A 20,103-nucleotide genomic window follows, 5' to 3' on the forward strand; every position below is an offset into this window, starting at 1 on the left:
GATGCCGGCCTGCAAGTGGCGGCCTTTGGTGCTCACATACTTCGAGTACGCTCCGCTCCGGTTCTCGAAGCCAACCAGTTTGGTCGCTTCGCGCCCGTCTTCGACTCCGGCTCAGCCTTACCTGAATCTCAGCACACCTTGGGCGTGGACGAATAAATCGACCACTTGGCGGCCATCCTCCCCTCCCAAGTGCGGCCTCAAGTCTCTATATTGAGCCATGGAAAAGCGAATCTACCCACAAGCTATCGAATCGGTCGTCATGCCGGAGCCTTTCGGCAAGCAGAGCTTCGACGACGCCAAAAAGGCCGTGGCCGCCTTGCAGGTGCTCTACGACCGCAACACCAAGTTTCTGCGCGACTCCTTTGCCACGCTTGCCGCCGGCGGCGACGAAAGCAAGCGCTACCGCGCCTTCTACCCGGAGATCGGCGTCACCACCAATTCGTTCACCCAGATCGACTCGCGCCAGGCCTACGGCCACATGCCGACCCCCGGGCATTTCTCGACCACCATCACCCAGCCGGTGCTGTTCGAACGCTATCTCGTAGAGCAGCTTCGCCTGATCATGCGCAATCACGGCGTGCCGGTAACGGTTTCGGAATCGACCACGCCGATCCCGCTGCATTTCGCGTTCCTTGAAGGAACCCATGTCGATGGCGCCGCCGCCGACCGCATCAAACGGCCGATCCGCGACCTGTTCGACGTGCCGGATCTTGACGGCACCGACGACCAGATCGCCAACGGCACCTTCGAGGTCGCGTTCGGCGAACCAAGGCCGCTGGCGCCGTTCACGGCGCAGCGCATCGACTATTCGCTGCACCGCATGACGCACTACACGGCGACCAGCCCGCAGCATTTCCAGAACTTCGTGCTGTTCACCAACTACCAGTTCTACATCGACGAGTTCGTCGCCCGCGCGCGGGCCCAGATGGCTGAAGGCGGCCACGGCTATACCGAATTCGTCGAACCGGGCAATGTCATCACCAAGGCAGGGCAAAACGCGCCCAGCGAAGGCGTGGCGGCGCCGCGCCTGCCTCAGATGCCAGCCTATCATCTGAAGAAGCCGAACCATGGCGGCATCACCATGGTCAACATCGGCGTCGGCCCGTCCAACGCCAAGACGATCACCGACCATGTCGCGGTGCTGCGGCCACATGCATGGCTGATGCTCGGCCATTGCGCCGGCCTGCGCAACACTCAGGCGCTGGGCGACTATGTGCTGGCGCATGCCTATGTCCGGGAAGACCATGTGCTGGACGATGACCTGCCGGTGTGGGTGCCGATACCGCCGCTGGCCGAGATCCAGGTGGCGCTGCAGGAGGCGGTCGCCGAAGTCACCGGACTTTCCGGCTACGATCTCAAGCGCATCATGCGCACCGGCACCGTCGCCACCATCGACAACCGCAACTGGGAACTGCGCGACCAGCGCGGACCGGTGCAGCGGCTGTCGCAGTCGCGCGCCATCGCGCTCGATATGGAATCGGCCACGATCGCCGCCAATGGCTTCCGCTTCCGCGTGCCCTACGGCACGCTGCTTTGCGTCTCCGACAAGCCGCTGCATGGCGAGTTGAAGCTGCCCGGCATGGCGACCGAATTCTACAAGCGGCAAGTGGCGCAGCATCTGACCATCGGCATCAAGGCGATGGAGAAGCTGGCGGAAATGCCGATGGAACGGTTGCATTCGCGCAAGCTGAGAAGCTTTTCGGAGACGGCCTTTCAGTAGACCGGCTTGCCGTAAATGTTTGCCGCGAGGCGTTTCGTCATCTTGATTGGGCCGCATTTCAGCCGATAAAGGCCTGATACCTCGGCAATGTATTACCCGGTCTATGGGCAAAACCCGGTCTGATGGCACGCGTGCGAAAGATGATGGCTTCAATGGCGTTCCTGGCAATGCTCGGCCTCTCGGCCGCGCTTGTAGCCGGGTTCTTTGGCGCACTGCATCCGGCCTTCGATGCCTTCGCCCATTTCCGCATCCATTTTGCCGTGCTGATGGGGCTGATTGCGCTGCCGCTGCTCGCCACCTCGTTTCGCCTGCAGGCGGGCGTGGGCCTGCTGCTGGCCGTGGCCGCCTTCGCCAGCACGTTGAGCACCTTGCCGCGCCTGTGGCCGGTGCAGGCCGCCAATGACGCCGCGCCCGGCAACGAACCGGTCTACCGGCTGCTGCAGATGAACCTGCGTTTCAACAATCCGACACCCAAGAAGGTTCTTTCGCTGATCGCCAGGACCAACCCGGACGTGATCACGCTCGACGAAGTATCGGCCATGTGGGCGACCGAACTCGGCTATATCGAGAACGCCTATCCCTATCGCATCCTGTGCGCCCATCCCGACGGCGTGTGGGGCGTGGCGCTTTTGTCCCGGCGACCTTTTGCGGCCGGCACCGAGCCGCATTGCGAACCGCGCGGCGCGATGGCGGCCGCCACCGTCGATTTCGGCGGCACTCCGGTCGATGTCGCGGCGATCCATTTGAGCTGGCCGTGGCCGAAGGAACAATACTGGCAGATCGGCGAGTTGACCGAGACGCTCACCTCGCTCGGCGAGACGGCGATCATGGCCGGCGACTGCAATGCCGTGCCGTGGAGCGCCGCGGTACGGCGCGTTGCCTCGCTCGGCGGACTGACCGTGATGCCGTCGGCCGGACCGACCTGGATCCACCGGACCCTGCCCGATTTCCTGCGGCGCTATGTGGGCCTGCCGATCGACCAGGTGTTTTCGAAGGGCGGGGTGACCATCCTGTCGTCGACGCAGATGGAAGAGACCGGCTCCGACCATCTGCCGGTGATGGTGGAATTTTCATTGATGCGCGACGAGACCAAGCCGGTCGACGAGGATTCTACCGCGACTGTGTCGCTGATCCAGCCCAGCATGGGCGGCTAGATCGTACGCCACGGGGCTTACGGTTTCACAAGCCTACCAAGGCCTCGATGATGCGCTCGACATGGCCGCCTTCACTGTGCTCGCGCGCGTCGAACGCGATCTGTTTTGCCTCATAGAGCTTGGAAGTGGCTTGCAAGCGCCGCGTGGCTTCGACGCGCGTTTTGTTGCATTGCGGATCGTTGGCAAATTTCAGGCCGCGAACCGACCGCTCGGCAGCCTGCATCATCTGCCCGGCGATACGGCCATGGGTTCCTTCATGAGCGAGAACGCCTGTGAAAAACCGGTTCCAGCGTTTGCGCAGCGCCGGCGTGACGGCCGAGGCGACGCGCGGGTAGGTGTAGGCGATGTTGAGCGTTCCATTGGCCTGGCGCAGGCGGCAGACGCCGTTGACCTGACCCACGTCCAGGCTCCAGTCGGCGGTGTAGCTTGTCTGCGCGATGGCGTGGGTCATGAAACCGTGCTTGGGGCCCCTGCGGTTCATGGCGATAACCAGACCGGCACCTGTCGTGCCGGTGATGTCATAGGTTCGCGTCTTGACGACGGTTTTCACCCCCGCCGACGCCGTCCCGACGACGCCGCAGGCCGCGCTTACGACGGCGACGCAAAACAAGACCACCACGCGCATGCCATTTTCCCCATGGACGCGGCAATGAGACCACAAGCAGACGACGGTTTCAACAATCTTTGGCGCCGAGCGCCTTACATGCCTTGGTAAACCCGGCCATCGCCGCCATTTTTGCTGGTTGAGACGGCCCCGGTCGGTGAGGCTCACATGCCCTGATAGACCGGGCCTTCGCCGCCTTGTGGCGGCACCCAGTTGATGTTCTGGTTGGGATCCTTGATGTCGCAGGTCTTGCAGTGCACGCAGTTCTGCGCGTTGATGACGAAGCGCACATCCTTGTCAGACGGATCGGCGGCGGCGTTGCCGTCCTTGTCGACCCATTCGTAAACACCGGCCGGGCAATAGCGGGTCGAAGGCCCGGCAAAGACATCATGCTCGGAACGCTTCTGCAACTCCACGTCGCCGACGATGAGATGCACCGGCTCGTTTTCCTCGTGATTGGTGTTGGACAGGAACACCGAGGACAGGCGGTCGAAGGTCAGCACGCCGTCCGCTTTGGGATAGGCGATCTTCTTGTGCTTGGCCGCGGGCTCAAGCGTGGCATAATCGGCCTTGCCATGTTTCAGCGTGCCGAAGGGCGAGAAGCCGAACAGCGTGTTCAGCCACATGTCGAGACCACCGAGGCCGACGCCGATAATGGTGCCGAAGCGCGACCAGAGCGGCTTGACGTTGCGGACCTTCTTCAAATCCTTGCCGATATCGGTCGCGCGCCAGGCGTCCTCATAAGACGACAGTTCGTCATTGGCGCGGCCGGAGCCGATCGCTTGCGCGACATGCTCGGCCGCCAGCATGCCGGACAGCACCGCATTGTGCGAACCCTTGATGCGCGGCACGTTGACGAAGCCCGCCGCACACCCCATCAGCACGCCGCCGGGGAAGGAGAGTTTCGGCACCGACTGCCAGCCGCCTTCGGTAATGGCGCGCGCGCCGTAGCCGATGCGCTTGGCGCCCTCGAAGGTGCGCGATATCGCCGGATGCGTCTTGAAGCGTTGGAATTCCTCGAAGGGCGACAGCCAGGGGTTCTTGTAGTTGAGATGCAGGACGAAGCCGACCGCGACCTGGTTATCCTCGAGGTGGTAGAGGAAGGAGCCGCCGCCTGTCTTCAGGTCGAGCGGCCAGCCGAAGGAGTGCTGCACCAGGCCCGGCCGGTGGTTCTCGGGCTTGACCTGCCACAGCTCCTTGAGGCCGATGCCGTATTTGCCGGGCTCACGGCCGTCGGACAGTTTGTATTTTGCGATCAGCTGCTTGGACAGCGAACCGCGCGCGCCCTCGCCGATCAGCACGTATTTGCCCATCAGCGCCATGCCCGGCGCAAAGCCCGGGCCATGTGTGCCGTCTTTTTCGACGCCCATGTCGCCGGTGACGACGCCCGTGACGGCGCCGGCATCGTTGTAGACGAGGCTGACGGCAGCAAAGCCCGGATAGATTTCGACGCCTAGCGCTTCAGCCTTGGTTGCCAGCCAGCGGCAGACATTGCCGAGCGAGACGATGTAGTTGCCGTGATTGCTCATCAGCGGCGGCATCAGGATATTGGGCAGACGGAACGAGCCGGCGGGGCCGAGCACCAGGAAATCGTCGGCCGTAACCGGCGTCTTGAAGGGGTGGCCATCTTCCTCGCGCCAGCCCGGCAACAGGCGGTCGATGCCTATGGGATCGACGACGGCGCCTGACAGAATGTGGGCACCAACCTCGCCGCCCTTTTCCAACACCACGACGGAAAGCTCGGGATTGACCTGCTTGAGACGGATCGCTGCGGCAAGGCCCGCCGGGCCGGCCCCGACGATGACCACGTCGAATTCCATGCTCTCGCGTTCGATCTCGCTCATCAACCCCTCCGCACTGGCCGACCGTTTCCGGGCATTTTGCTGGCTCCTGCGCTGCATAGCGCATCAATCCGCGACAGGAAACCGGCGCTGACGTGACAATGCCGATTTCGACAAAAAGTCGCGGATGACAACTCTGCCGCAAGCGTTTTGCGCGCGGCCGCGCTCAGCGTCCCATATTTTAATTGTTCGACGGCTCTCTTATCGGCCATACTTATTTCCATGCGCACGCCGTCCGGCTATTCATTGACGCGCTTCCCCCTTCCGCCCGGCCGGACCTGCCGAGCGATCCTTCTCGCCCTTTCAATGCTTACGCCGGTTCGCGCTCAGACCGAGCCGGTGAAGGTGTGGGCGACCGGCGCCTATTCCTTTTCCGACGAGCTTGGCGGTTTCCACATCACCGGCGCCTCGGGCACCGGCACCAAGGAAGATCCGTTGGTCATCTCCGAGGAGCTGAATTCGTCGACGCCGGTGACGCTCACCATCCGCACCACCAAACCGATCCAGCCGTTCAGCACCAACGGCGAATTCGCCAACGGCATCCTGTACATGCGTATCGAGGTGCTCAACAACAGCGGCCAGGCCTGGGTCGAATTCCAGTTCGAGCTGCAGGAGATACTCAACCAGCCGAGCGTGTTCGGCGACGGCCTGTCCTTCGACCAGCGCAACAAGACGCCCGACAACATCCTGTCGAGCGCGTACGCCGATTTCGACCGCGATTTCGAACCCTATGACCGGCTCTTGTTCAAGAGTGGACAGATCGACCCGCTGAAGAGGGGACGCTTCGAGTTTCTGATCACCGACTACACGCCGCGCTGGACGTTCTATCTGGTGCAGGATCCGCGGATACCGACGGGGTAAGCGGCAGACGCCGTGAAAATCGCCACGAAATGCCCTTCGTGATTGGCGAAAGCCGACGAGCGCGTAATCTCCCTCCTTGAGGGGGAGATGGCCGGCAGGCCAGAGGGGGTCGCTGCGCGTCGAGCGCCAACCTCCTCTGTCGCCGACAGGCCGCGTCCGGTCGTGCCGACCCCCTCTGTCGCCTTCGGCGACATCTCCCCCTCGAGGGGGGAGATTACTAACCGCCCAACCTTGCAAATCGTCTCTCGGCGGACGAATGTGCCCGGCATGACTGCCGCCTCCCCCAACAACCGATCCGACCTGACCGAGTTGCTCGCCTTCTACGCCTCTGCCGGCGTCGACGAAGCGTTGGAGGACGCGCCGGTGAACCGGTTTGCCGGGGCAGCACCGAAGCGCCCCGAGCGCACAACGGCGCCTGCCGCGCCGCCTCGCGAAAACAAGTTTCCGGAACAAGCCGCCGCCAGCCCCGGGCTGGACGCAAGCCGGGTGCCGGACGCGCCGGCGCGTTCCGTTCCGGCCATGGCGACGGTGCCCGACGAGGCACAGGCGGCCCTGGCCCGGCAAATGGCGGCAAGTGCCTCGACGCTCGACGAACTGCGCCAGCACATGGCGTCGTTCGATGGCTGCAACCTCAAATTCACCGCCAAGAACCTGGTCTTTGCCGACGGCAATCCGGAAGGTTCGGTGATGTTGGTCGGCGAGGCGCCCGGCCGCGACGAGGATATTGAGGGCCTGCCCTTCGTCGGCCGCTCGGGCCGGCTGCTCGACCGCATGCTGGCGGCGATCGGGCTTGACCGGACTTCGGTCTATATCGCCAACGTCATTCCCTGGCGGCCACCCGGCAACCGCACGCCGACGCCGCACGAGACCGAAATCTGCCGTCCCTTCATCGAGCGGCAGATAGAGCTGGTCAATCCGAAGGTGCTGGTCAATCTCGGCGGCCCTTCGGCCAAAACCCTGCTCAACACTACCGAGGGCATCCTGCGCCTGCGCGGCAATTGGCAGGTGCACACGACGGTGTCGGGCACTGCCATTCCGGCCATGCCGACGTTGCACCCGGCCTATCTCTTGCGGACGCCGGCGCACAAGAAACTGGCGTGGCGGGATTTTCTCGAGGTGAAAGCGAAGTTGCGAGAGGTGGGGTGAGGCGCGCCTCTTCCTTCCACCCTTGTGGGGGAAGGTGGATCGGCGCGCAGCGCCGAGACGGATGAGGGGTGTTCCAGCGGAGTGAGACGTTGGCGTTCCCTGGAACACCCCTCATCCGACCGAGCTTCGCTCGGCCACCTTCTCCCACAGGGGGAGAAGGGAGAACCGCGCCAATGACCTCAGAGGTAATTGAAATACCGCCCGCCCCGGCCTACTCATCCTCCCATGACAACAGCCCAAACCTCCGCCGGCAGCCTGATCCGCGAATGGCGCACGCGCCGGCGCATGAGCCAGCTTGATCTCGCAATGGAGGCTGAGATTTCCCAGCGTCATCTCTCCTTCGTCGAAAGCGGCCGCGCCGCGCCCTCGCGCGAGATGGTGCTGCATCTGGCCGAGCAGCTTGAGATTCCGCTGCGGCAGCGTAATCAGCTGTTGCTGGCTGCCGGCTTTGCCCCGAGCTTCAGCGAGCGGCCACTCACAGATGCGACGCTGGCGCCGGCGCTTGCCGCGGTCGAGAGCGTGCTCAAAGGGCATGAGCCGTTCCCCGCCCTGGCCGTCGACCGGCACTGGAACCTGATTTCCGCCAATGCCGCCATCGGCCCGTTTCTGGCCGATGTTGCCGAGCCGTCGCTGCTCCAGCCGCCGGTCAATGTGCTGCGCCTCAGCCTGCACCCGAACGGCATCGCACCGCGCATCGTCAATCTCGCGGAATGGCGGGCGCATCTGCTGGAGCGGCTGAAACACCAGAACGATGCCGCCGGCGATCCCGTCCTGGTCGAGCTGGAGCGCGAATTGCGAACCTATCCGTCCGGGCTCAAGGGTGCGCGGCCGGTGCCGGTCGAGCCCAACGGCATCGTCCATCCGCTGCGGCTGGCGCATGGCGACCAGGTGCTGTCCTTCATCAGCACCATCACCGTCTTCGGCACGCCGCTTGACGTGACGCTGTCGGAACTGGCGATCGAGTCTTTCTTCCCGGCCGACGAGCAGACGCGAGCGGTGCTGGTGCGGCTGGCGAAGGAACGTGCGGAAGCTAACTGAGCCAACCCCGCGGACCTCCTCACCCCTGTGGTGGCGCTGCCTTGCGCGTTCGGGTGCGTTCCAGGCCGAGTTGGCGCTCGCGCCAGATGATGAACATGCCGGCGGCAACGACGATCACACCGCCGACGAGCGTGTTGATGGTGGCGATATCGCCAAAGGCGAAATAGCCGACGACGACACCGAGGATCATCGAGGTGTATTCGAACGGCGCCACCACCGAGGCCTCGGCGTGGCGATAGGCTGCCGTCATCAGGATCTGCGCCAGCCCGCCGCAGAAGCCTGCGGCGACCAGAAGGCCGGTCTGCAATAGCGTCAGCGCCTGCCAGCCGAAAGGCAGCGAAAACAGCGCCATGACGCTCGCCGTCGCCGAAAACCACAACACAATGGTCGCTGTCCGTTCGGTCTGAACCAGATTGCGCACGAGCAGGATGGCATTGGCGGAGATTGCCGCTGAGAAGAGAGCAGCGATGACGCCCAGCACCTCCTGGTCGCCGAGCGCGGCGCCCGACGTGAGCAGCGTCAGCTCCGGCCACGAGATGATCAGCACGCCGACCAGACCGACCGCAACCGCGCTCCAGCGATAGACGCGGATAGCTTCGCCGAGGAACAGCGAAGAGAACACCACCACCAGCAAAGGCTGGGCATAGTTCAGCGTGATCGCTTCCGGCAGCGGCAGCCGGGTCAGCGCGAAGAAGCCGAGCCCCATGGCGCAAACGCCGACGACACCGCGCGCAATGTGGTTCAGCGGGCGTTTGGTGGCGAACGCCGTACCGAGTTTTCTCTTGAAGGCCAGGAAGACGATGATCGGGAAGATGGCGAAGAAGGAGCGGAAGAAGACGATCTGGCCGGCCGGCAAAGTGCCGGCGGCCTTGATGCAGGTTTGCATGCCGACAAAGACCGCCACCGACATGACCTTGAGCATGATCCCAGTGAGAACATTAGAGCGCCGCGCGTCGTCTTCGACGCGCAAAGGACGCTCTGACACTTTAAATCTGCGCATCGTGCTTTCCAAAAATCGACATCGATTTTTGGGCCGATGCGCGCCGGGATGATCGGACAGTTTCCCGCCCGCTTCGTCTCCAGGCCCGGCTTTCACTGTTCTGTTGCTTCCCGGATCTCCGCTGAGATGCGCGTCGAACGACGCGGTACACAGGCGCCCATGCCGAACTTCGATGTGACGACGGTCATCAAGGCCTCACGATGATGGCGGAAGGGGAACGCCCCGAAATAGGCATTGGCGCAGTTTTGTCGAGTGGCCGTTTCGTGTAAAGAGCGCGCAACTTTAGATTAATGGGCCAGGACACGTCAGCGGCTCCGATAGCGACAGGGAAACCCAAGGGAATGCGAACCGATACCGGCCAGGTCTTCAAGCTCGAAGACTACCGCCCCAACGACTTTTCCATCCCGCAAACCGGCCTCACCTTCCGCCTTTCGCCAGACGCAACGCGTGTCACCGGAGTGCTGACGATCGAACGCCGCGATGGCGCCGCCGCCTCGACGTCGCTGGTGCTGGACGGCGACGGGCTGGTGCTCAAGCGCATTGCCATCGACGGTCGCGAGCTTGCCCCGGCCGAGTATCTCGCCACGCCGGACCAGCTGACCATTTTGAGGCCGCCGGCCCGTTTCCAGCTGCTGCTCGAGACCGAGATCGCGCCGGCCAGCAATGAGGCGCTGATGGGCCTCTACCGCTCCAGCAATGTCTATTGCACGCAATGCGAGGCCGAGGGCTTTCGCCGCATCACCTATTTCCTCGACCGCCCCGACATCCTGTCGGTCTATACCGTGCGTATCGAGGCGAGGCTGGACGAAGCGCCGCTGTTGCTTTCCAACGGCAATCCGGTCGAAAGCGGCGCGCTTGCCGACGGCTGGCACTTTGCAGTCTGGGACGACCCCTTCCCCAAGCCGTCCTATCTGTTTGCGCTCGTGGCCGGCAATCTCGGCAAGGTTGCGGACAGTTTCGTCACCATGTCCGGGCGCGAGGTCGAACTCGGCATCTATGTCGAGCCAGGCAAGGAGGGGCTTGCCGGCTACGCCATGGATGCGCTGAAGCGCTCGATGCAATGGGACGAGCAGGCCTTCGGCCGCGAATACGACCTCGACGTCTTCAACATCGTCGCCGTTTCCGACTTCAACATGGGGGCCATGGAGAACAAGGGCCTCAATATCTTCAACGACAAATATGTGCTGGCCGACCGGGAAACCGCCACCGATGCCGATTTCGCCAATATCGAGGCGATCATCGCGCATGAGTATTTCCACAACTGGACCGGCAACAGGATCACCTGCCGCGATTGGTTCCAGCTCTGCCTGAAAGAAGGGCTGACGGTTTTTCGCGACCACGAATTCTCCGCCGACCAGCGCTCGCGCGCGGTCAAGCGCATCGCCGAAGTGCGCACGCTCAGGGCACACCAGTTCCCCGAGGACCAGGGACCGCTGGCGCATCCGGTGCGGCCGCGCCGCTACCGCGAGATCAACAATTTCTACACGGCGACCGTCTACGAAAAAGGCTCGGAAGTCGTGCGCATGATCCGCACCATTCTCGGACCTGACACGTTCCGCGCCGGAATGGATCTCTATTTCGAGCGCCATGACGGCGAAGCAGCGACGATCGAGGATTTCCTCAAAGTGTTCGAGGACGCCTCCGGGCGCGATCTGTCGCAATTCGCGCTCTGGTACCACCAGGCGGGCACGCCGAACCTGACCGTCAGTTCGACGCACAATCCGGCCACGCGCGAGTTCACGCTCGAGATCGAGCAGTCGGTGCCGCCGACGCCGTCGGAAAGCCGCAAGCGGCTGATGCACATCCCGCTCGCCTTCGGGCTGGTCGGCGCCGGCGGCGAACCGGTTACCTATGGCGGCGTCGAGGGCGCCGCCGTCGAGGACGGTGTCATCCATATTCGCAAGCGCCGTCACATGGTGCGCTTCTCAGGCGTTGCCGAGCGGCCGGCGGTGTCGCTCAACCGCGGCTTTTCGGCACCGATCACGCTTTCGGTCGAGCAGAAGGCCGACGACCAGTTCTTTCTCGCCGGCCATGACAGCGATGCCTTTGCGCGCTGGCAGGCGTTCAACACGCTTTTGACCGATGCGCTGATAGCGGCCTTCCGCCAGATCCTCGGCGGCGCAAAGCCGGCCTTCACCGCCAGGCTGACCGGACTTGCCGGCAAGATCGCCGGCGACGAGACGCTGGAACCCGCTTACCGGGCACTGGCGCTTTCGCTTCCGGGCGAGGCCGACATTGCTCGCGACATCGGCAGGAATATCGACCCCGACGCCATCTTCGCCGCCCGCGAGGCGCTGGCGCTGGCAATCGCGCGCGCCAATCAGCAAACGTTCACCGACCTATACGGTCGCCTCGCCGACGACGGGCCGTTCAGCCCCGACGCGGCAAGTGCGGGACGCCGCGCGCTGCGCAACATCCTGCTCGACTACCTCTCGCTGCTGCCGAAAGGTGCTGCGCTCGCCGCCCGGCATTTCGAAACCGCGACCAACATGACCGACCGCGCCGCAGCGCTGACCGTCCTTGCGCACCGCCATGACGGTTCGCCGGAGGCGATCAAGGCGCTGGCCGATTTCGAGGCGCGTTATGGCGCCGATCCGCTGGTCATGGACAAATGGTTCCAGATCCAGGCCAGCGTGCCGGGACGCCGGACAGTCGACACGGTACGCGAGCTGACTGGTCACGCAGCTTTCTCGATGGCCAATCCGAACCGGGTGCGCTCGCTGGTCGGCACATTCGCCAGCGCCAACCAGACCGGCTTCCACCGCGCCGATGGCGAAGGCTACCGGTTTTTTACCCAGACCGTACTCGAGGTTGAAAAACGCAATCCGCAAGTGGCGGCCAGGCTGGCGACAGCGCTGCGCTCGTGGCGCTCGCTGGAGCCGGGCAGGCAAGCCAAGGCCAGGGAAGCGCTGCTGGCCATCGCCGGTGCCGAGAACCTGTCGGCGGATTTGCGGGACATTGTGGAGCGAACGCTGGCCTGATCCCTCCCCCTTGAGGGGACGGTGGACAGCCGCCGAAGGCGGATGGACGGGTGGGGTCGTTGCGGCAGTGCGCGACCTCGACCAACTTCGACCGTGATTGAGAGAGTCGAGCGCTTCGCCGAGGACCCCACCCGGCCCTTCGGGCCACCCTCCCCTCAAGGGGAGGGATTTCAGCGTTATTTCAATCAATTTTTAATGTTTTTCGGCCGCGCCTCTGGACAAGGCGAATCACCTTTGATTCTTTACAGACGATTCGGATGTGCGGTGTTGCCGGATCGTCAAGCGTACGGAAATTCGGGGAGTGCCATTTATGGCCAAGGCGGACGCGTGGGGCGCGCCCGAAGGGACGGCTTTTGAGCGGCGCAAGGCGCGAGGCGACGGCCTCGCCGGCAATACGCGGCTCATCGCTGAACCAGCCTACCGGCGGCTCCTGGCTGCCGAACCCCTTCTGCGCCGTTCGATACCGGCTCTCATCATCATCTTCCTGATCGTCATCGCCGCACTGCGCGTGCTGTCGCTGATGAACGAGCGCGACGAGGCCGAGCGCGACGGCAAGGCGGTGCTAGGTCTCGCCGCCGGCCAGATGGCGAACGCAATCTCGGCCGACCCGACCGCGGCATCCAGCGGTGCAATTGATCTTCTGGAAAGCACGAGCCGCCAGGGCGCCATGGGCAGAAGCCATGTGCTTGTGATCACCGACAGCGCCTTCAAGATCATTGCCGTGTCGCCGCTGTCGACCGGCTGGCAAGGGCGATCGCTGGACAGCCTGGTGCTGGACGGCCAGCCGCTGTTCATGTTCGGCGACCGCGCCGGGGTCATGGATGTCAGCATCGGCGGCCAGGACTGGTACGCGGCGGTGAGCCTGACCCGGGACCGCAAGAACGCCGCCGCCGTGCTGGTGCCGCAGGAAGCGGCGTTCGACAACTGGCGCAAGACCGTCTCGCTCAACGTCACGCTGTTTGTGCTGACAGCCGGCGTGCTGATCATCATCCTCTACGCCTATTTCGGCCAGGCATCGCGCGCCCAGACAGCCGACCGCATCTATCTCGAAGCCCATCAGCGCATCGACATGGCGCTGGTTCGCGGTCGCTGCGGCCTGTGGGACTGGGACATGGTGCGCGGCAAGATGTACTGGTCGCGCTCGATGTACGACATGCTGGGCTACGAGCCCTGCAACTCGATGCTGTCGTTCGGCGAGGTCGACGACATCATCCACCCCGAGGACGGCGACCTGTTCGAGCTGGCCAACAAAATCGTCGAGCGCGAGATCCACCATATCGACCAGGTGTTCCGGATGCGTCACGCCGACGGCCAGTGGGTGTGGATGCGCGCCAGGGCCCAGGTGATCGACCCGGAAGCGCCTGAGATCCAGCTGATCGGCATTGCCGTCGACGTCACCGAGCAGCGGCATCTGGCGCTGCGCTCGGAGGCGGCCGACCTGCGCCTGCGGACCGCGATCGAAAACATCAACGAATCCTTCGTGCTGTGGGATGCCGCCCAGCGCCTGATCATGTGCAATTCCAAATACCAGAAGGACAACGGCCTGTCGGACCGCGACGTCATGCCGGGCGCTGCGCGCGCCGTGCTTGAAGAGCGCATGCTGGCCTTCGCCTCGGAACGGCGGCTGGCCAACACCAACGGGCCACAAGGCGGCGCGACCTTCGAGCGGCAGCTTTCCGACGGACGCTGGCTGCAGGTCAACGAACTGAGGACCCGGGACGGCGGCACGGTCTCCGTCGGCTCCGACATCACCCAGATCAAGCTGCACCAGGAAAAGCTGGTCGACAGCGAGCGCCGGCTGATGGCGACCATCCACGACCTCAGCCTTGCCCGCCGTGCCGAGGAGGAACGCGCCAAGGAACTGGTCGAACTCAACCGCGAATACATGAAGGAAACCGAGCGCGCCGAGGCCGCCAACCGGGCCAAGTCCGAGTTCCTGGCCAACATGTCGCATGAACTGCGCACGCCGCTCAACGCCATCATCGGGTTCTCCGAACTGATGGAACAGGGCCTGTTCGGGCCGTTGGGTTCGCCGCGTTACGAGGAATATGCCAACGACATCAACGGCAGCGGCAAATATCTGCTGGGCGTCATCAACGACATACTCGACATGTCGAAGATCGAGGCCGGCCAATTCTCGATGGACCGCGAGGAAATCGATCTCTGCCCGCTGATCCGCGAGACGGTGCGGGTGATCTCGCTGCAGGCGGCGGAGAAATCGATCACGGTCGAAACCCGCATCGCCGATACGATGACGCTGTTCGCCGACCGCCGGGCGATCAAGCAGATCGCCATCAATCTGCTGTCGAATGCGGTGAAGTTCACCGGCCAGGGCGGCCATATCTCGGTGCGCGCCCGCAACACGTCAGGCGCGCTGGTGCTGACCATCGAGGACAATGGCTGCGGCATTCCGAAGGAGGCACTGAGCAAGCTTGGCCGCCCCTTCGAACAGGTGCAGAACCAGTTTTCGAAGAACCACGCCGGTTCCGGCCTCGGCCTTGCCATCTCGCGCTCGCTGGCCGAGTTGCAAGGAGGAGCGCTGAAAATCCGCTCGACCGAAGGCGTCGGCACGATCGTGTCGGTGCGCATCCCGGTGAAGAAGGCGCAACCGGCGGTGAAGGCGGCGGCCTGACGGCCCGCCAATGCGAAGCGGTGCTCTCCGCTGCGTTCAAGGACTGAGTAGGCGCGGTCATGCAAGGACTCCGGCGGCTTCGCCGCCGGAGCCACAATCACCACTCACTCCATGCTGTCGTCACCACCGTCCCAGTGACGGTGGTGGCCCATGCGGCCGTTCTTTGGTAGTTCGTTGCGCTCGATCTTGCCGTCATTGTTGCGGTCGAGCATCGCGAACACCTTTTTCTCGCGCCCGGTGATGTCGTCCGTGGTCAGCGTGCCGTCGCCCTTGCTGTCGTAGCGGGCAACGATGCGCTTGGCCATTTCCTCGAACCGCGCCTTCTCCAGCGCGTCAGCGAGCTGGGCGACTGTCAGCTTGCCGCCATTATCGGCGACCAGCTTCTTCAGCCGCGCGTTCATGGCGTCGGAAAACTGGTCGAAGCTGATGGTGCCGTTGGAATCCTTCATCGCCTTGTCGAGGCGCATCATGGTGCCCTCGCGCATTCTGGCGCTGGCATTGTTCTCGGCATAGGCGGTGGTGCCGACGGCGCCGGCAAGCGCGACGAAGGCAAGGGCAAGTCCGGTTGTCTTTCTCATGGGTATCTCCTGTTGCATCGTCACCCCCGATGCGATCCGAAACAGCCGCCAGAGCTTCACGCCCTCACAACCGTTTCGTACGAAGCAAAAGGTCGAAATCCTTTCTGACCTTTTGCGACGTTTCCTTGAGATGTGCTTCCAGCACACCGAAATCCGGCAGGTCAGTCACCGCCAGAAGCAGATCCGACAATCCCGGCGGAACGTCATCGCGTTCGAATGCGCCGGTGAGGCAAAGCCGCGTCATCTGGGTCAGCGCCAGATAGAGCTGGTAGGCTCCGCAAAGCTGCTGCCTGACGTCGGCCTCGGCGAAATCCGGCGACAGATGCGCCAGGATTTCGCCGGTCGCGGTCACCCTGCGGCCGGCTTCGACCTGCCCGGTTATAACCGCCACCTGCGCGATGAATTCGAGGTCGATGAGGCCGCCGGAGATGAGCTTGATGTCCCAGAGATCGCGCGGCGATTTTTCCTTCTCGATCAGCGCGCGCATCTCGGATGCCTCCGCCCTCACCTTGGCGGCGTCGCGCGGCAAGGCCAGAAGTGCCGCCACCTCGGCCTCGACCTCGGCGCAAAGGGCCGCGTCGCCGCCGATGGCGCGCCCCCGGGCCAGCGCCATGTGCTCCCAGGTCCAGGCCTCCTGGCGCTGGTATTTCTTGAAGGCATCGATGTGGGTGGCCACCGGCCCCTTGTTGCCGGATGGCCGCAAGCGCAAATCGAGCTCGTAGAGAACGCCTTCGGCGGTCGGCGCCGAGACAGCCGCGATCAGCCGCTGCGTCATCCTGGTATAGTAGTGCGATGGTGCGAGCGGCTTGTCGCCGTCGGACTCGTCGGCATTCGCGTCGTGGTCGTAGAGCAGAATGAGGTCGACATCGGAGCCGGCGGTGAGCTCGCGGCTGCCGAGTTTGCCCATGCCGAGCAGCGACACGGTGCCGCCGGCGATGCGGCCATGACGCAGCGCGAATTCGGTGGTCACCGCCTGCAATGCGGCGTCGATGGTGAGGTCGGCGAGATCGGAAAAGGCGCGGCCGGCGCGCGCCGGGTCGATCGAGCCGGCGAGCAGCCTGACACCGATCAGGAATTTCTGCTCGGAGGCAAAGATGCGCAAACGGTCGAGCACGTCCTCATAAGCCCGGTCGCCTTCGATGAAAGCGGCCAACCGCGCTGAGAGATAGGCGCGGTTGGGCAGTTCGGTGAGTAGCGCCGGGTCGAGCAGACCATCGAAGACATGCGGGCGCCTTGTGATGATTGCCGCCAGCCGAGGCGCGGCGCCCATGATCGTCGCCATAAGCTTCAGCAGAGCGGGATTCGACTGCAGCAGCGAAAACAGCTGGATGCCGGCGGGCAGGCCGGCGAGGAATTCGTCCAAGCGAACCAGCGCCTCGTCGGCCCGGCGCGTCTGGCCGAAGGCTTTGAGCAGCGCCGGCGTCAGTTCGGTCAGCCGCTCGCGCGCTTCCGCCGACTGGGTGACGCGGTAGCGGCCGAAATGCCAGCCTCGAATCACGCGGCAGATGTCGCTTGGCCGCTGGAAGCCAAGGCCGTGCAAGGTCTGCAGCGTGTCGGGATCGTCGACATCGCCGGTGAAGACCAGATTGCCGACGCCGGCCGACAATTCAGGCGCGGTCTCGAACAACGCGGCGTAGTGGCGCTCGACCTCATGCAAAGCCGCGCGAAAGGTTTCGGCAAATCTGGCGGCATCGGCAAAGCCCAGCATATGGGCGATGCGTTCCAGCCCCTCATCATCGTCGGGCAGAATATGCGTCTGCTCGTCGGCGACCATCTGGATGGTGTGTTCGACGCGGCGCAGAAACCAATATTGCTGCGTGAGCGCGTCGCGTGCATCGGCGGTGATCCAGTTGCGCGCGGCCAGCGCACCCAGCATCGGCACCGTCTCGCGGCCGCGCAGCTCCGGAAAACGGCCGCCGGCGATCAGCTGCTGGGTCTGGACGAAGAACTCGATTTCGCGAATGCCGCCGCGGCCGAGCTTCACGTTGTGTCCTTTGACCGCGATCTCGCCATGACCCTTGTGGGCATGGATCTGGCGCTTGATCGAATGAACGTCGGCGATCGCCGCATAGTCCATGTATTTGCGCCAGACATAAGGCTGCAATTCCCGCAGGAACGCATCCCCGGCATCGAGATCGCCGGCCACGGGACGCGCCTTGATCATGGCGGCGCGCTCCCAGTTCTGGCCGCGCGCCTCATAGTAGCGAAGTGCTGCCTCGACCGGGATCGCCAGCGGCGTCGAGCCTGGATCGGGGCGAAGCCTCAAATCGGTGCGGAAGACATAGCCGTGCCCGGTGCGGTCCTGCAGGATGCGGACCAGCCTGCGGGTCAGGCGCGCAAACAGCTCTGTGGCGTCGAGCGGATCGACGATTGCCGGCGCATCCGGATCGAAGAAGACGACGAGGTCGATGTCGGAGGAGAAATTCAGTTCATGCGCGCCAAGCTTGCCCATGCCGAGCACGATCCAGCCGGATTGCTGTGACGGATTTTCGGGATCGGCCAATTTGAGCTTGCCTTGGCTGTGCGCCTCGCGCAGCAGGAAGTCGACCGCCGCGCAGGTGCAGGCATCGGCGAGATTGCTGAGGCGCCTTACCGTCAGCGCGGCATCGGCCTCGCCGGAGAGGTCTGCAAGTGCGATCAGGAAGTGAGCTTCACCCTTCCACTGCCTGAGTTCCATCATCAGGCTGGATTCGGAAACGGTCTCGGAAAAGGCGACCTTGCCGATCGCTTCGGCGATGGCGAGCAGCCGAGCCTCGACACTGCCATCGAACAGCGCGTCGAGGATTTGCGGCCGGCGGCGCGCGACATCGCGGAGGAAGGGCGAGAGGTCGAAGACGGCAGCGAGAAACTCCTGTGCGGCGCCCTTGCCCCCTAGGAATTTCGCCAGCCGCGGCAGGTTCTCGTCCTTGGCATCGCCAGCGATCTCCGACAGTTCACGCCGGGCGCGGGCCTCATCCAGCGGCGCGAGCTGCGCCGCCAGTTGCACGCGCCATTCGGTCTCGATCCGTTTCGCAGCCATCCTCACCGCCATCAATGGTCCTCCCGCGCCGGGAAGCTCATGATAACGGACAATCCGGGATTGGCAGGCAGAAGTTCAAGCCGGCCATTGTGAAAAGTCATGATCGCCTTGGCGAGGCTGAGGCCAAGACCGGATCCCGGCTGCGAGCGGCTCTTTTCCAGCCGCACGAAGCGCTCGGTCGCCCTGGCGCGGTCGGCATCGTCGGGGATGCCATGGCCATTGTCGGAAACGGAAAGGCGGATTTCGTGACCGACGCGCTGCAGGGCTACGCGCACGGCAGGCTTTTCCGTCGCATCGGTCGAGTATTTGATGGCGTTGTCGACGATGTTCGACAGTGCCTGGCCGATCAGCTCGCGGTTGCCATCGACGGAAAAACTCCCGTCCGCTGCAGTTTCAAGCACCACGCCAGCCTCCTCCGCCACCGGCTCATAAAGCTCGACAACGTCATGCACCGCGGCGGCGAGATCGACCTTGCTGGTGCTCTCCGAGGAATAGCCGGCCTCCAGCCTGGAGATCATCAGGATGGCGTTGAAGGTTTTTATCAGCTGGTCGGATTCGGCGATGGTGCCTTCCAGCGCCTGCCGGTAGTCGGTGGTCTTGTGCTTGCCCGAAAGTGTCGCCTCAGCGCGGTTGCGCAGTCTGGTCAGCGGCGTCTTCAAATCATGGGCGATGTTGTCGGAGACCTGCTTCAGCCCTTCGTTGAGCGTCGCTATCCTGGCCAGCATGGTGTTGAGGTTTTCCGACAGGCGGTCGAACTCATCGCCGGCGCCGGTCACCGGCAGCCGTCCCGTGAGATCGCCGCCCATGATGCGGCGGCTTGCCTCCGAGACGCTGTCGATGCGCTTCAGCGCGGCGCGGCCGACAAGGAACCAGATCAGCAGCCCGCCCAGGCCCATCATGCCCAGCGCCAGCATCAGGGCGCGGCGGACGACGGCGCGGAAGCGCTCGGGCTCGCCGAGATCGCGGCCGACCAGCATGATCATCTGGTTGGGCAGCCGCAGCACCAGCGCGATGGCGTTGTGGCCCTTCTCGCCCTCGGGCTGAATTTCGGTCTCGCCGGGCTGCGCGCCATTCGGGTCAGAAGCCTGGTTGCGCTGCCGTTCGAGCTCACCTTCGCCGAAACGGCGATAGGAGAAGGGTTCGGTCGTCCAGCCATCGGTCTCGAGCACCCCCGGTGCCAGGCTCTGCACGTTGCCGGTGAGGATCTGGCCGTTGACATCGGCAATGAGATAGAGGTTGGCGCCGGGCTGGCGCGAGCGCTGCTCGACGACGCGCACCAGCCGCGGCAGGCCGCCGCTCTGATAGGCACGGGCGAGGCCGAGCACCTCGTCATTGATGGTCTGCTGGGTCTGGCCGGTCAGCATGCGGGCCGACAACGACGTCATGTAGAAGACCAGCAACACGGCACATAGCGCGAAAAGCAGGAAATAAAGCGCTGAAAGCCGCGCCCCCGTCGTCCTCATGATGGCCGGCAGGGAAAGGGCCATCGAGTTCTAGCTCATGATGAGATTTGGCTGAAATCTCATCAT

The 20,103-nt window shown here is 64.0% G+C and carries 13 protein-coding genes; 7 read left to right on the forward strand and 6 right to left on the reverse strand.

Translation table 11 applies throughout. The annotated features are described in order from the left end of the window. The first annotated feature begins 259 nt into the window (after positions 1–259). Positions 260–1,720, forward strand: coding sequence for an AMP nucleosidase (locus NKI46_RS04555; protein WP_023731828.1), 1,461 nt, complete (start codon positions 260–262; stop codon positions 1,718–1,720). 152 nt (positions 1,721–1,872) lie between these two features. Continuing rightward, positions 1,873–2,874: an endonuclease/exonuclease/phosphatase family protein gene (locus NKI46_RS04560; RefSeq protein WP_352744944.1), complete on the forward strand. Its 1,002-nt coding sequence runs from the start codon at positions 1,873–1,875 to the stop codon at positions 2,872–2,874. A gap of 25 nt (positions 2,875–2,899) precedes the next feature. On the opposite strand, the gene NKI46_RS04565 is transcribed toward NKI46_RS04560, so the two are convergent. Both NKI46_RS04565 and NKI46_RS04570 read right to left on the reverse strand, forming a co-directional pair. Beyond that, positions 2,900–3,646: a DUF922 domain-containing protein gene (locus tag NKI46_RS04565; RefSeq protein WP_348625725.1), complete on the reverse strand. Its 747-nt coding sequence runs from the start codon at positions 3,644–3,646 to the stop codon at positions 2,900–2,902. After that, positions 3,643–5,322: an electron transfer flavoprotein-ubiquinone oxidoreductase gene (locus NKI46_RS04570; protein WP_023670196.1), complete on the reverse strand. Its 1,680-nt coding sequence runs from the start codon at positions 5,320–5,322 to the stop codon at positions 3,643–3,645. Before NKI46_RS04570 ends, NKI46_RS04565 begins: the two co-directional genes overlap by 4 nt. Positions 5,323–5,625: 303 nt before the next feature. Here NKI46_RS04570 and NKI46_RS04575 point away from each other — a divergent pair, with 303 nt between their 5' ends. From NKI46_RS04575 to NKI46_RS04585, 3 genes are all read left to right on the forward strand, one after another. Continuing rightward, positions 5,626–6,180, forward strand: coding sequence for a hypothetical protein (locus tag NKI46_RS04575; protein ID WP_352538491.1), 555 nt, complete (start codon positions 5,626–5,628; stop codon positions 6,178–6,180). 267 nt (positions 6,181–6,447) lie between these two features. Continuing rightward, positions 6,448–7,326 (forward strand): uracil-DNA glycosylase, encoded by an 879-nt coding sequence (locus NKI46_RS04580; protein WP_352744947.1) that lies wholly within the window; start codon positions 6,448–6,450, stop codon positions 7,324–7,326. Positions 7,327–7,551: 225 nt separating this feature from the next. Continuing rightward, positions 7,552–8,364, forward strand: a complete 813-nt coding sequence (locus tag NKI46_RS04585; RefSeq protein ID WP_023670193.1) for a helix-turn-helix domain-containing protein — start codon at positions 7,552–7,554, stop codon at positions 8,362–8,364. Positions 8,365–8,383: 19 nt separating this feature from the next. Here NKI46_RS04585 and NKI46_RS04590 read toward each other — a convergent pair whose 3' ends face one another. Then, positions 8,384–9,286, reverse strand: a complete 903-nt coding sequence (locus NKI46_RS04590; protein ID WP_023670192.1) for a DMT family transporter — start codon at positions 9,284–9,286, stop codon at positions 8,384–8,386. A gap of 419 nt (positions 9,287–9,705) precedes the next feature. On the opposite strand from NKI46_RS04590, the gene pepN reads away from it, so the two are divergent. Together pepN and NKI46_RS04600 are read left to right on the forward strand one after the other, a co-directional pair. Beyond that, positions 9,706–12,345: an aminopeptidase N gene (gene pepN, locus NKI46_RS04595; protein ID WP_352744950.1), complete on the forward strand. Its 2,640-nt coding sequence runs from the start codon at positions 9,706–9,708 to the stop codon at positions 12,343–12,345. 310 nt (positions 12,346–12,655) lie between these two features. Beyond that, positions 12,656–14,977: a PAS domain-containing sensor histidine kinase gene (locus NKI46_RS04600; protein ID WP_352497128.1), complete on the forward strand. Its 2,322-nt coding sequence runs from the start codon at positions 12,656–12,658 to the stop codon at positions 14,975–14,977. Between the two features lie 104 nt (positions 14,978–15,081). Here NKI46_RS04600 and NKI46_RS04605 read toward each other — a convergent pair whose 3' ends face one another. From NKI46_RS04605 to NKI46_RS04615, 3 genes are all read right to left on the reverse strand, one after another. After that, complete coding sequence (locus tag NKI46_RS04605; protein ID WP_352744953.1) at positions 15,082–15,555, reverse strand: EF-hand domain-containing protein; 474 nt, start codon at positions 15,553–15,555, stop codon at positions 15,082–15,084. 64 nt (positions 15,556–15,619) lie between these two features. Beyond that, on the reverse strand, positions 15,620–18,586 hold the full coding sequence (locus NKI46_RS04610; RefSeq protein ID WP_352744956.1) for a bifunctional [glutamine synthetase] adenylyltransferase/[glutamine synthetase]-adenylyl-L-tyrosine phosphorylase: 2,967 nt from the start codon (positions 18,584–18,586) through the stop codon (positions 15,620–15,622). Further along, positions 18,586–20,061: a sensor histidine kinase gene (locus NKI46_RS04615; protein WP_352744959.1), complete on the reverse strand. Its 1,476-nt coding sequence runs from the start codon at positions 20,059–20,061 to the stop codon at positions 18,586–18,588. Before NKI46_RS04615 ends, NKI46_RS04610 begins: the two co-directional genes overlap by 1 nt. Between the last annotated feature and the right edge of the window lie 42 nt (positions 20,062–20,103).

It is taken from the genome of Mesorhizobium sp. M0615 (genome assembly GCF_040320805.1).
In the GTDB taxonomy this organism is placed as follows: domain Bacteria; phylum Pseudomonadota; class Alphaproteobacteria; order Rhizobiales; family Rhizobiaceae; genus Mesorhizobium.